At 53.8% G+C, this 13,590-nt stretch carries 11 protein-coding genes; 3 read left to right on the forward strand and 8 right to left on the reverse strand.

Annotated features, from left to right (window positions below):
* The first annotated feature begins 54 nt into the window (after positions 1 to 54).
* Entirely contained in the window at positions 55 to 546 is a 492-nt protein-coding gene (gene eco / locus JK198_RS09490) for a serine protease inhibitor ecotin (RefSeq protein WP_212708842.1), read from the forward strand.
* A gap of 50 nt (positions 547 to 596) precedes the next feature.
* Here the strand turns inward: eco and JK198_RS09495 are convergent, their stop codons facing one another.
* Both JK198_RS09495 and JK198_RS09500 read right to left on the reverse strand, forming a co-directional pair.
* Complete coding sequence (locus JK198_RS09495; protein ID WP_212708841.1) at positions 597 to 1,976, reverse strand: fructose-specific PTS transporter subunit EIIC; 1,380 nt, start codon at positions 1,974 to 1,976, stop codon at positions 597 to 599.
* 77 nt (positions 1,977 to 2,053) lie between these two features.
* Complete coding sequence (locus JK198_RS09500; protein ID WP_212708840.1) at positions 2,054 to 2,872, reverse strand: shikimate 5-dehydrogenase; 819 nt, start codon at positions 2,870 to 2,872, stop codon at positions 2,054 to 2,056.
* Positions 2,873 to 3,020: 148 nt separating this feature from the next.
* On the opposite strand from JK198_RS09500, the gene JK198_RS09505 reads away from it, so the two are divergent.
* Positions 3,021 to 4,808: an SgrR family transcriptional regulator gene (locus tag JK198_RS09505; RefSeq protein WP_212708839.1), complete on the forward strand. Its 1,788-nt coding sequence runs from the start codon at positions 3,021 to 3,023 to the stop codon at positions 4,806 to 4,808.
* Positions 4,809 to 4,811: 3 nt separating this feature from the next.
* On the opposite strand, the gene JK198_RS09510 is transcribed toward JK198_RS09505, so the two are convergent.
* The 3 genes from JK198_RS09510 to budA form a co-directional block, all read right to left on the reverse strand.
* Entirely contained in the window at positions 4,812 to 4,982 is a 171-nt protein-coding gene (locus tag JK198_RS09510) for a hypothetical protein (RefSeq protein ID WP_212708838.1), read from the reverse strand.
* A gap of 179 nt (positions 4,983 to 5,161) precedes the next feature.
* Positions 5,162 to 6,838: an acetolactate synthase AlsS gene (gene alsS / locus JK198_RS09515; RefSeq protein WP_212708837.1), complete on the reverse strand. Its 1,677-nt coding sequence runs from the start codon at positions 6,836 to 6,838 to the stop codon at positions 5,162 to 5,164.
* 35 nt (positions 6,839 to 6,873) lie between these two features.
* Positions 6,874 to 7,656, reverse strand: a complete 783-nt coding sequence (budA, locus tag JK198_RS09520) for an acetolactate decarboxylase (RefSeq protein ID WP_212708836.1) — start codon at positions 7,654 to 7,656, stop codon at positions 6,874 to 6,876.
* Positions 7,657 to 7,760: 104 nt separating this feature from the next.
* Between budA and JK198_RS09525 the strand changes: the two genes are divergently transcribed.
* Complete coding sequence (locus tag JK198_RS09525; protein WP_212708835.1) at positions 7,761 to 8,636, forward strand: LysR family transcriptional regulator; 876 nt, start codon at positions 7,761 to 7,763, stop codon at positions 8,634 to 8,636.
* Between the two features lie 37 nt (positions 8,637 to 8,673).
* Here JK198_RS09525 and gss read toward each other — a convergent pair whose 3' ends face one another.
* From gss to JK198_RS09540, 3 genes are all read right to left on the reverse strand, one after another.
* Positions 8,674 to 10,551, reverse strand: a complete 1,878-nt coding sequence (gene gss / locus JK198_RS09530; protein WP_212710446.1) for a bifunctional glutathionylspermidine amidase/synthase — start codon at positions 10,549 to 10,551, stop codon at positions 8,674 to 8,676.
* Between the two features lie 238 nt (positions 10,552 to 10,789).
* Complete coding sequence (locus tag JK198_RS09535; protein ID WP_212708833.1) at positions 10,790 to 12,454, reverse strand: acetolactate synthase large subunit; 1,665 nt, start codon at positions 12,452 to 12,454, stop codon at positions 10,790 to 10,792.
* Between the two features lie 51 nt (positions 12,455 to 12,505).
* Complete coding sequence (locus tag JK198_RS09540; protein ID WP_212708832.1) at positions 12,506 to 13,435, reverse strand: AEC family transporter; 930 nt, start codon at positions 13,433 to 13,435, stop codon at positions 12,506 to 12,508.
* Between the last annotated feature and the right edge of the window lie 155 nt (positions 13,436 to 13,590).

A 13,590-nucleotide genomic window follows, 5' to 3' on the forward strand; every position in this document is an offset into this window, starting at 1 on the left:
AGCGGTTGAAGGCCAGTACAGAATGATGTTGTATTACTTACTTTAGGAAATTCTATGATCAGACTCTCCGTAGCCTTAGTGTTTGTTCCGGCAATATTGTTCGGCAGTGCGGCACAGGCCGCCACAGCGGACGCTGAAGCACAGCTTAAACCTTATCCTCCGGCTGCTGAACATATGCAGCGCCATGTCATGTTGTTGCCGGTACTTGCCGACGAACCACAGCACAGGGTGGAACTGATTATTGGTAAACAGATGCTGACCGATTGTAACCAGGTCCGGCTGGCCGGGGAACTCAGTGAGCAGACCGTCAAAGGCTGGGGCTATCCTTATTATCAGGTCAGCCTGCAGCCCGGGGCGGTATCAACTCGCATGGCTTGTGTCGATACCCCTAAGAAAAATACTCTGGTGACGCTGCCTGCGGCCGGGGAGCAATTACTGCGCTATAACAGTAAACTGCCGCTGGTTGTTTATGCGCCTGAGGGCGTACAGGTCAGCTATCGTGTCTGGCAGGCGGGTAAACAGGTGATCTCTTCTCAGGTCCGTTAATCTGTTTCAGCCAGTAAACGGCTCCGGTGCTCACCGGAGCCGTTTAACCGTCAGGATTTTACTGTTGTCAGTGCCAGCCCCGGTTTCAGTAACGCATACATTGCCCCGGTCACCAGGCTGCCAGTAATAATGGCCAGCAGATACAGTCCCACATGATCAACCGCGTTTGGAATAGCCAGTACAAACAGCCCGCCGTGTGGTGCCATCAGGGTACAGCCAAAATACATCGACATCCCGCCGGCCAGTGCGCCGCCTGTCATTGTTGACGGGATAACCCTGATGGGATCCCTGGCGGCAAAGGGGATAGCACCTTCTGAAATAAAGCACAGGCCCAGAACAAAGGAGGCTTTACCGGCTTCCCGCTCCTGCTGACTGAACTTAGTTTTCGCCAGCCAGGTGGAGATTCCCATGCCGAGGGCCGGAACCATGCCTGAAGCCATAATTGCGGCCATCGGACCGTAGGTATGGGATGCCAGCAGACCGACGCCGAAAGTATAGGCCGCTTTATTGACCGGTCCCCCGAGATCAAAGCATTGCATTGCTCCCAGTAACACCCCCAGCAGTACTGCATTGGCGGTTGTCATACTGGCGAGGAAATTCGTCAGGCCGGCCATTACCCGTGCCACCGGTCCGCCCACCACGAAGATCATAATCAGCCCGGTCACCAGAGTGGCCAGTAAAGGGATCACCAGTACCGGTTTTAATGCCTCCATGGACGCCGGCAGACGGATTTTCTGCGTCAGAAAGCGGGCGGTGTAACCGGCCAGAAATCCGGCGACAATCCCGCCGAGAAAACCGGCGCCACCGGTTGCGGCCAGCATACCGCCAATCAGGCCGGGTGCCAGCCCGGGACGGTCAGCAATCGAATAAGAAATATAGCCTGCCAGCACCGGCACCATCAGGGCAAAAGCCGCTTTCCCCCCGATATCCATTAATGCCGCCGCCAGGGTGCCCGGTTGTTTAAATGCTTCAATCCCGAAGACAAAAGATAAGGCGATACATAATCCCCCGGCGACTACCAGCGGTAGCATATGTGACACCCCGGTCATCAGGTGTTTGTAGACGGAGGGCAGTTGGTTTTTTGTCCCGCCACTCCTGCCGGAGGCGGCGGTATTGTACACAGTGGCTGACTCGCCGGCCTGTTGCAGTACCTGCTGCGGGTTTTTCAGTGCCGCACTGGTGCTGGTGCGGTAAATACGTTTTCCCACGAAACGGGATAAATCAGTATCAATATCTGCGGCAATAATGACGACATCTGCCTGCCGGATATCGTCATCACTCAGTAAATCCCGTGCGCCCACGGAGCCACGGGTTTCCACGTTAAGCAGGTAACCGAGCTTTTCGGCGGCGGTTTTCAGAGCCTCTGCGGCCATAAACGTATGTGCGACACCTGTAGGACAGGCGGTTACTGCAACCATTCGCTGACTCATGGAATACACCTTATATTTCAGTTCGTATTATTGGTTTAACAGGTGTTTTAAGCTTACCGGGTACAGAGGCCGGCAGATTATTGTCGTGAATAGGCGGCGGCCTCACGGAACAATTGGTTCGACGGACGAATCCCCGTATAGAGTGCAAATTGTTCAACGGCTTGAATAGCAAACACTTCCGAACCGGTGATCACGGTTTTATTCAGTTCACGGGCACAGTTAATCAACGGCGTTGTTTCCGGCAGGGCGACCACATCAAAAACTATCTCTGCCGCCTGTATCTGCGAGACGGAAAATGCCAGTTTCTCTGCGTCCGGGCTTCCTGTCATACCGATAGGGGTGGCGTTAATCAGTAACTGCGGTTGCAACGATGTCATATCGGTCGCTGAACGAAAACCACAAAGCTCCGCCAGTTCCGCTGCGCTGTCGGCATTGTTACCGATCACCCAGCCGTCTTTAAAACCGGCATCTTTCAGGGCACAGGCGATAGCTTTTGCCATACCGCCACTGCCAAGCAGGACAAAACTGAGCTGATTACTGACCTGGTATTGTTTCAGCAGGGCGGCGATCGCAATGTAATCCGTATTATAGGCTTTCAGATAACCGTCAGTATTGACGATAGTATTGACTGAATTAATCGCCGCGGCGGAGGCATCCAGTTCATCGACCAGCGGAATACACTGCTGTTTAAAAGGCATTGAAATCGCACAGCCACGGATACCTAATGCCCTGACACCGCCGATAGCGGCAGGTAAATCGCGGGTAGTAAAGGCCTTATACAGATAATCGAGATCCAGGGCGTCATACAGGTAATTATGAAAGCGGGTACCGAAGTTACTGGGGCGTGCGGCCAGTGACATACAAATGGTGGTGTCTTTATTAATCTGGCGGGTCATACATTACTCCTTGTCGCTCTGTTTTTTTCAGGTTGTCCGGACGGCAGACCACACTGATAAATTTGTTAAAACTTGTCGTCACTCTGATAATGAACTAAAAAGAGGAAGGTAAAAACGGCTGTGTTTTTATTAAAGGAGTTCCTCTTTTATGCCGGTAACACGACTTGAACAACATTATCTGAGATTACTGAACTATTTTCCGTCACGGGATATCACTACCACCTTAGGGGCGCTGGCTGATCAGCTGTGCTGTACCAAACGGCACATGCGGTCATTACTTTTAAGAATGCAGGATGCGGGCTGGCTGGAATGGCAGGCAAATGCGGGACGTGGTCATCAGTCGCGGCTGATCCTGCGTTGCAGCGAACAGCAGCTATTGTTAGCAAAAGCGGAACATCTGCTGGATGACGGCGACATTGGCAGCGCCGTGCGGTTACTTGATAATCAGCAGCCGCTGGTGTCGGCATTGCTCAGGAAAAAACTGGGCTACAGTGTTCGCCAGGATCGTCAGTCTCTGCGGATCCCCTATTACCGGACCATGCCGCATCTGTACCCGGGGACCCCTCTGCGTCGTTCAGAAGCGCATCTGGTGAAACAGATTTTCAGCGGGCTGACCCGTATTAATCCGCAAAGTGGCCGGCCGGAAGCCGATCTGGCTCATTTCTGGTCACAGAGCAGTGAGCTGAAGTGGTCTTTTCATCTGCGGCCGGCGGTCCGTTTCCATGATGGTAAAGAACTGACCAGCAAGGATGTGGTGGCCTCATTAATCCGCAGCGCAGAATTACCCTTGTTTTCGCACCTGCGGCAGGTTACGGCACAGGGCAGTCTGACGGTAGTGATTGAACTGAGCCAGCCTGATCCGCAATTACCTTTATTACTGACCGACACTGCTGCCTTGATCCTGCCAGCTGACCATGCCAGCCGCAAAGACTTTGCTGTCAGACCGATCGGCAGCGGACCGTATTTTGTCGCCGAAAATGATCAGTGGCATTTACGGATGCAGGCATTTGATGACTATTTCGGTTTCCGCGGGCTGCTGGATGATATCGAAGTGATTGTCTGGCCTTTATCGGAACAGGGAGAGGCTGCGCCGCCGGCAGAAGCCACCGCGCGGCTGCATCCGGTTGCTCCGGCGGCATGGCTGAGTTCCAGCCTGAGTGATATCGAATACACTTCGGGGATGGCCGCAGGACTGAGCGGCCCGCCGGACGATGTTTCCGGTGAGATGTTTCCCGAAAAAGGCGGTTATTTTTTGCTCTGCGACAGCCGTTCGGCTTACTGGAAAAAACCAGAACACCGCCGCTGGATCCGTGAAGTACTGAACCCTTACGCGCTGATCCAGCGTTTTATTGCGCCGATCCGGCCATTCTGGATCCCTGCAGGCAGCCTGTTACCGGACTGGCTGCACTATATGGATGACGGCCCGGTGACCATTCCGCCATTTACACGCCTGTCAGAGGGCTGCGGGCAACTGACCCTGGCGTATCATCTTCAGCACCCGGAATTTGCCATGCTGGCCTGCGAAATGCAGCATCTGCTGCAGCAACACAATATTACCCTGACTCTGCTCGGGCTGGAGTATCAGCAATGGGCGCGCGGCGATGCGGAAGCCGATCTCTGGCTGGGGACGGTTAACTTTGCGGTCCCTGAAAGCTGGCACGTCGGCAGCTGGCTGCTGGGGATGCCACTGCTAAAACACTCAGTATCCGGCGGGGACAGGCAACGGTTTGCCGGCTGGCAACAGCAGTGGCGGGAGCAGACACTGGGGGCAAAACAACTGACCCGTGAAGTGATCCGCGATGGCTGGTTACAGCCGCTGTTCCACCACTGGATGCGGCTGAAAGGTCCGGGGCAGGCACAGGGTATTCATCTGAATAACCTCGGCTGGTTTGACTTCACCCGCGCATGGATGGTGCCGCCAGCGGCAGACAACTGACCATTACATATAGCTGCCGCGCATCACCTCACCACACAGCAGTGGCGTTTTCGGATACTTTGGCTGCTGCTGGCTGATGGCGGTCTGGCAGCGGGATTCCGTAGAGTACAGGGCGACAGAAAAAGGCAGTACACGGGAGTGAGCAATCATCAGGGCAACAAATCCGGCTATCATCTGAAACCTCCGGTTATAGGATAATAAATCAGCAATTCAGAGTGTAGCTTAACCCCGGCGAATTATTGCAGCGAAAGTGTTTGCAACGGCTAACCCGGGTAACAACCCATGTCCGTAACCCGTATCACCACAGCCGCAGGGCAGCACTTTTGCTCCCCTGCGGTGATGACCGCCGCGGGTTAAAACATTTCGGCCATATTCAGCTGGCTCATCAGCAGGGCATTGGCGCTGTAATCCACAGGGATGGCGATAACCGCCGGGCCCTGAACATCCATTGCGGCACGCAGCGTGCTTTCCAGCGTTTCAGAAGAAGTGACGGCAAAACCTTTGGCGCCAAAGGCTTCAGCGTAGGCTTTAAAATCAATCGGACCAAAATCCACCCCGGAGGTGCGGGCATATTTTTTGTCTTCCTGAATCGCCACCATATTGTAGCAATTATCCACCCAGATAATATGCAGCAGGTTAACGCCCAGCCGGACTGCGGTTTCCAGCTCCATACTGGACTGCATAAAACCACCGTCTCCGGACACAGACACCACTTTACGCTGCGGGTCAACCAGTGCGGCACCAATCGCCCATGGCAGTGCCACGCCCATGGTCTGCTGCCCGTTGGAGATCAGCACCTGACGGGCACGGAAACTGTAAAGGTAACGGGCAATCCAGATATGGAAGCTGCCCATATCCACGCACAGGGTGACATCGTTATTCACGATATCCTGCATTGCCCTCACCAGCCGTAACGGATGGATGGCAAATTGCTGCAGGCTGTGACCCTTGCGCGACAGTAACTCACGTTGCTGCTGGCGTTCCTGCAAAATGGCGGCTGTGCCGCTGCTTAATATATAACGCTGATCAATCTGTCCGGCCAGCAAATCGACGGTCTCTGCAATATCGCCGATTAATTCAACATCCGGAGAGTAATTACTGTCATTTTCGGCCGGCAGCACATCAATATGCACCAGTTGTGCCGCGCCGCGGTTCCATTTTGCCGGTTCATATTCTACCGGACTGTAACCGACAGTAATAATCAGGTCAGCATTACGCAGTAACTGGTCGCCGGCCTGGTTATTAAATAAACCGACACGGCCGGCAAAGCGTGAGAAGTGATCCTGATCGATCACCCCGGCAGCCTGATAAGTGCTGGTCACAGGGATGTCGCTTTTTCTCAGTAACTTGCGTACGGCATCGGCGTTACGTGTCTGGCTGGCCATCAGACCGAGCAGCAATACGGGGTTTTTGGCCTGACGGATCAGTGCGGCAACCTGATTAATCTCTTTTTGTGGTGCGCTGCCAAGTGCCGGCAGGCGTGCGCTCAGCACATGTCCGCTGGCGGGCTCGTTGACAATATCCATCGGCAGGCTGATAAATGATGCCCCCGGACGGCCAAACTCAGCGGCACGGAACCCGTTAGACAGGACTTCGGCAATCGCCGATGAGGAGGTAACTTCGGCCGCATATTTGGTGACCGGACGGAACATCGACACGGTATCCATGGTCTGGTGTACCTGTTTCAGATGGTCCTGCCGGCTAACGGCCCCGCCGATGGCGACAAAGGGGTCACCTTCGGAGGTGGCAGTAGCGGCACTGGTAATCAGGTTTGAACACCCCGGGCCTGAAGTGACCAGCGCCACACCGGCTTTACCCGTCAGACGACCAATGGCCCCGGCCATAAATCCGGCGTTTGCTTCCAGCCGCACCGGAACAGTGATAATCGGAGAGTCTTCCAGAGAGTCAAATACCCGGTCAATTTTCGCACCGGGGATACCGAACACATACTTAACTTGCTGCTCTTCCAGCTGAGCGACCACCAAATCTGCGCCGCATTCCCACCCGGTTTTTTTCTCAGTATCTTTCACAGTAAAATCCTTACTTAGCCGTTACGCGCAGAGGGTTAACCTTCCACTGACTGGATAGCCGCACTGAGATCGTCCGGATTCAGATCGGCGTTACGGAAATCGTTATCTCCGGGGAAATCAATCAGCAGTTTTTCGATAGTGCCAAACGTCAGTTTCCCTTCACTGACCTGGTAATCGAGCACATGGCCGCCGCTGCTGCGCTGCTGATTAATAAAGTGTTCGTGGTAACCCGCCACATTAATGCCTTGCATATACTCGGGCGTCAGAAAACCAATCAGCACGCCGTCCTGGCGCTGAATATGAAATACCGGCTGTTCTTCAACAGCCTGCATCATCGGTTTATAAGGACGGTGCTGTTCCGGCACGGTACGGGTATCTACCTTTTCGAAATGACCGTCGATGCGCAGGGCACAAAACAGGTTTTTACTGGCGACCGTTTCGTCAATAATCTGATGGATCTGCTGGCGGGTATGGGGGCGGTCAATAGTATATTCATGGGTCGGGTTGAAAAAAGTCATCACCGCGAACGGCGTTTTCTGGTCCGGGTGGGCGCTGCGTGCACTGCCATCGCTGCGTAACTGAAATACGTCACTGTTAAAAGCGATCATTTCACCATCCAGATGATTAAAGGTGCCGAGCCCGAAATCCCCGTGCTCCAGTAATTCACGGATTGTGGTATCGCCTTCATAAACACCGCTCAACAGGGCGCTCATCAGGGAAGCCTGATAAATGACATTCTCACCCTGTTTTTTTTCCAGTCTGAGTGCTGCCCGGGTGATATCGCTGATGCAGCTGCATCCGCAACTTGCTGTTTCCATGATTATTTCCTGCGGTTTTTTACTTAACCTTGTGGCCTAAAGGTTGACAGGTCACCGCAGATAATTCCAATATGATGCAGTACCCACTTTGAGACGTTTTTGATATGGAACTGCGCCATTTACGCTATTTCGTTGCGGTGGCAGATGCGGGGAATTTCACCCGTGCTGCCGAAAATCTCGGGATATCACAGCCCCCCCTCAGCCAGCAGATACAGAGGCTTGAACACGAAATAGGCAGCCCGTTACTGCGCCGTCTGACCCGCAGTGTCGAACTGACCGATGCCGGCCGCGTGCTATATGAAGATGCTATTAAAATATTGAAAATGTCTGATGCCGCCTTTGAAAAAGCCTGCAGTGTCGGACGCGGGCTGAGTGGCTGGCTGCGGATTGGTTTCGCCTCATCAACGGCCCTCAATCCACGGGTGTTCACTTTGCTGCACACTTTCCGCGACCATTATCCGATGATCAATCTGCACCCCGGTGAACTGCATATGTCAGCGCTGGTGGATGAACTGCTGAAGGGAGCGATTGATCTGGCCTTTATCCGGCTGCCCTGCGCCCGCAGCAGAGAACTGGAGTACCGGATCATTGATAATGAAGAAATGGTGGTTGCGTTACCCGCTAATCATCCTCTGGCGGCGAATCATCAGCTCAGCTCTCTGGCTGAATTACGTAACGAAACGCTGATTATCTTCCCGCGCGAGATCTCTCCGGGGCTGTATGATTCGGTGATCAATGCCTGCAGTGATGCAGGTTTTACTCCGCCCAATGTTGCGCAATCACCCCAGACCACCTCGGCTATCAGCATGGTCGCCACCGGTTTTGGTTATACGATAATACCTGCGTCGCTGAGTAAAATTGATCAGGCCAACGTACGCTACCTGCCGGTAAAAGGCACTCCGCTGACCGCCCAGGTTGCACTGGCATGGCGGCGACATAATCTGAGTAAAGCCGGAGAACATTTCCTGGCGTTATTATAAAAAAGCCCGTGGCAGGATTGCCACGGACAGGGCGGAGTTAACGGCTGAAATCCCTGTCTTTAATAATGCGCAGGGGTTCGATATCGCTTTCTTTTTTAATCACCAGTGTCGGGTCGGAACGCAGACAGGCTCCGCCATAGTGGCCGCCGACCGTAAAGGTACAGACCTGAATATAGCGTCCGGCCACCTGCGGTAAACACCATAGCTGCTGATAAATATTAGTCTGATGAGCAAATTTACCGGCAGTCTCATCCAGCATTTGCTCCTGATGGCTGACCAGCCCGATATTACTGCCACAGCGCCCGCCGATAGGTTTGATGGCGTAGCCGGTCTGTTGCAGTTCCTGATTTACGGTGAAATCTGTATCCAGCAGGTATTTATGATGCGGAAACAGGGACCAGAGGATCGGCAGGATAGCTTTATTGCTCGGAATAACAGTCCACAGGGGTTCAAATACCATCACCTCTGGCCGTAATAACACATCCATCAGCCGCACCTGATCGGCTTCACCGGTACGTACCGGCAGGGTAGCGGTGGCATCGTTTTCTGTTTCCTGACGCAGCTGTTCCAGCACCGTTTCCCAGGCCCAGGTTTTCCAGACACAGTTAACTTCCCGCTGGTCATCGTCAATCAGTAATCCGGTCGCACTCCAGTGTAACTCACCGAGACCATGAAGAATTTTACTGTCAAAACCGGCATCGGTTAACGCCTGCTGCATCAGTAATGCATGATAATTTTCTTCAGCATCCTCGTCCTGCAGAATATGGACAAACGGCAGCGCATCGCTGTGTTTCCAGGCCGCTGAAAGGTTTTCCACCAGCCGGCGACAGGGATCTTTTCCGGCACTGACTCCGCCCTGTTGCGCCCATTTCCCGAGGATCACTCCGGCTTCCGTATGACATGAAGCAGAATCGGCATTGTATTCGTACACTTTCAGCCCGCGTTCATCCAGACAAAAATCAAGTCGTCCGGTCACCATATGGTGACGCCGCCGCTGCCATGACAGACGCAGCCGTGGCCAGAGGATTTCCGGGATATCAAACAGGCGCAACAGGGCATCATCCCGTAACACCTTATCGGTAGCGTGCAGGTACATCAGATGCAGTTCGTTGGTTGCCCTAATCAGTTCCTGTTCGGCACTGCGTGAAAGGGTGAAATACTGGTGAGGATCGGCGTTAATTATATGACCATGGCTGGCACGGATATAGGCCGACTGAACAGGATCGTCTTCATTCAGCCACGGACCGGAAAACTGGCCGTTATCCCTGATTCTGTGCGGGTGGATTGCCAGTAATTTACCGGCAGTCACCGGTTCCGGCAGGCTGTCACTGTTATCACAGGTCTGTATCATCCAGCCGAGGATTTGCGTATCGTCAAAGGTATCATCAATAAAAAACAGGCCATTCTGTCGGCGCAACGGCAGTTGCCGGGTCCACTGTTGTCCCGCGGGCAGCGGACTGTGGATAACATTCTGTTCGACAATTTGCACTTTATCGGCAAATACCCGCGTAATCATCGCGACGTGGCCGGTATCAGCAAATTCGCCGCCCTGTTGCCAGATTAATAATGCACCCGATACAGGAGGGCGCGGACAGCCGTTGGCAAAGGCCTGCAACGGCAGAATATCGTCATTGATGACCTGGCGCAGAAAACGCAGAGAAAAAATCTCATAAGCCATTCTGACATCGGTAAACACCATACCGTAATTGAGATACAGAAAACGTCTGGCAAATTCCACGCACTGCCATTTGTAGCCCATAAATTCATTACCGAGGAAACTGCGTAATGACGAGTCATCCGGATACTCTTCACTGTCCAGTGAGTCGTAATCGGAGGAGTAAATCGCTACGCCGCCGGGCGCGTAACCGAGCAGGGTACCGAACGGGGCGTGATTATTAGTGAGATCCACAGTCATACTTTTGCCTTATGCCTTACAGAAAAGCAGCCGCTAATCGCTGCTGTTCACAGAGAGCACCGCCGCAGTCACCTGAAGACGGGCTGACGGCGGCACATTGGCCCGGAGCAAGGTGCTGTGCCGGATGGACAGCAGATGGGGCGGGTATTATCAGCATAGCACTGTTTTCTGCCGGCGGAACCTCGATCCCCTTCCGGTAATTAAGTGACAGTGTCACTCATTGTCTGCCGGAGGCCGTTCAGAGGGCGATAGTCAGTTCACCGAGCTTACTGACCAGTGCCATATTCTCCCGGTAGTCCACCGGGCAGGCGATGACTGTCACGCCGTCTTCTGCGAGGGCACGGTTCAGTGCCGGTAACAGCTGTGCTGCTTCGGCGATCAGACAGCCGCGAGCCCCGAAGCTCTGCGCATATTTCACAAAGTCCGGGTTACCAAAATCCACCGAATCATGGGCACCTTCTTCCATATCCATTTTCCATTTAATCAGTCCGTAGCTGCCGTCTACCCAGACCAGCACCACCAGCGGGATCTGTTCACGTACCGCTGTTTCGATCTCCTGAGAGTTCATCATAAAGCTGCCGTCACCCATTACCGCCAGCACTTTACGCTGTGGAAAAGCCAGCCTGGCCGCCAGCGCGCCGGGTAAAGAAAAAGCCATCGTTGACAGGCCGTTCGAGGTCAGGCAGGTCAGAGGCTGCCAGGCCGGGTATAGGCGGGATACCCACATTTTTATTGCCCCTGTATCGGCCAGCACAATATCATCATCCCCCATCGCAGCGCGGATATCCGCGACTATCCGCTGAGGTTTGAGGGGAAAGCTGTCATCCTGCTGACCGTTATCCAGCTCCTGCTGGCGTAACTGACGAATACGGGCGGTAGCCGGCTGACTGTGTAACGGTGCTTCCCCCAGTGCCCGGCCCAGGGCCTGCAGACTGAGGGTAATATCGGCCACAATACTGATATCCGCCACATAATGCTGATCGGTATCCGGAAGGAACGTATTGATATGGATGATTTTTTTATCAGCATCCGGGTTCATTCGCTGGGGGGCGAACTCCTGTAACTCATAACCGACAGACAAAATCAGGTCGGCCTGATCGAACGCGAAGTTTTCGTAATCATGACGCATAAACCCCATAACACCCAGCGCCTGTGTACTGCGGTCACTGATCACCCCTTTTCCCATAAAAGTGGTGGCGACAGGCAGCTGGTAGTGTTCCGCAAAATGGGTCAGGGCCTCAGAAGCGCGGTTACGGGCGACGCCGTGGCCTGCCAGAATCACCGGGAAGCGGCTGTTACGCAGTAATTCTGCCGCCTGATGTATCGCGGCATCTTCCGGGGCTGAGCGGCCTGTCACTGAGGGCATTAACGGGGTGAGTGTTGCGTCCACCGGCATGGCTTCAACATCCTGAGGCACCGCCAGATAAGTGGCGCCGGGACGTTCCTGCTGGGCCAGCTGAAAGGCTTTACGCACCATTTCGGCGGTGGCGGCCGGGGTATAAATAGTCTCAGCCCAGTGGGTTACCGGCCTGAACATGGCGACAAGGTCGATAATCTGATGTGATTCTTTATAAATCCGGTTCAGACCGACCTGGGCAGAAATAGCCACCAGCGGACTGGAATCGGTCTGGGCATCGGCGGTTCCCAGCAGCAGATTAATTGCCCCGGGGCCGAGGGTTGCGGTACAGACACCGGCTTTTCCGGTCAGGCGGCCATAAATATCGGCCATAAACGAGGCTGCCTGTTCATGACGTACCAGGATAAAACGTATTTTATCGGAAGCGGTGACAGCCCTGACAAACTTAATATTTTCCTCACCCGGAATACCAAACACATATTCCACCCCTTCTGCTTCGAGACAGGACACCATAAATTCTGCGACATTGCTGGTTTGAGTCGTCATACAACACCTCCGGGAGACTGGTTATCAGGTAACCCTGGTGCGGAATGCTAGCTACCCCCCGAGGTAGTATAATAATCCGCCCATGGTCAGAATTGAGAACAGAGTACTGAAGAAAAGAATCGACGCCATTTCCTGCTCTGCGGTTTTATACTGCACCGCCAGGATGACGCAGACTGAGGCGGTGGGGATGGCCATACTGATCACCGATAAATCGAGCGTCTGCTTATCCGCATGCATCCACAGGGCAAGGGCCATAATCACCAGCGGTAAAATAATATTTTTGGCAATCACTGACAGGATAACGCCGCGGTTAAAAACCACATGGTAGGAATAAAGAATAACCCCGGAGGCAAACAGAGCAACACCGCCGGTGGTGCCGCCCAGCAGCTGTAATGCATTGCGGAACTGATCGGGAATATGCAGGTTGCACAGCAGTAACACCAGCGCCAGCAGCGGGGCCCACACCACCGGTTCTTTTAGCGTATGCACAATATGCTGTATAAATCCGGCGTCTTTTCTGTCAGGTGCGCCAGAGGAAAGTATCAGTAACGTCAGCGGTACCTGGAACAGGTTCATAATAATGCTGCACAGGGCGATCGGCAGGGTACTGATGGTGCCGTATAAATGGCCGAGTACCGGAACACCGACAAAAGGCACCGCCGGGCCGGCGATTGCCAGAGCCAGTAACGCGGCAACCCCCGCGGCCTGGCGAAACACCAGCCGTGCCAGCAGAAACACCAGTAAATATCCGCCAGCCATCCCTGCCAGCAGAATCAAGGCAATTGTTCCTTGTGAGAGCAACACGGACCGCGATAATCCCATCATTCCGGCAAATAATGTCAGGGGCAGTGCATACAGCATCACCATCCGGTTCAGAACCGCGCCTTGCCCGGCGTCAAAATCATGGTGCCATCCGGCGACAAACCCCAGCATCAGCGTTACAACAATCGGTAACAGAGCCGCAATTATCAATTCAATCACAATATTCTCCCTGCAGATAAGCCGGTGACATTATTTAGCATGCTGTCCGCGGCCGGCAGCAACCTATAAAGTAGTCCTGATTGACAGTTCTGTATACGGACTGAAACGGGCGCGGGCACAAACCTCCGGCAGTTATGTTGTAAGGTAAATAAATA

Origin of the sequence: Tatumella sp. JGM91, assembly GCF_018257575.1 — a bacterium.
Lineage (GTDB): Bacteria > Pseudomonadota > Gammaproteobacteria > Enterobacterales > Enterobacteriaceae > Tatumella > Tatumella punctata.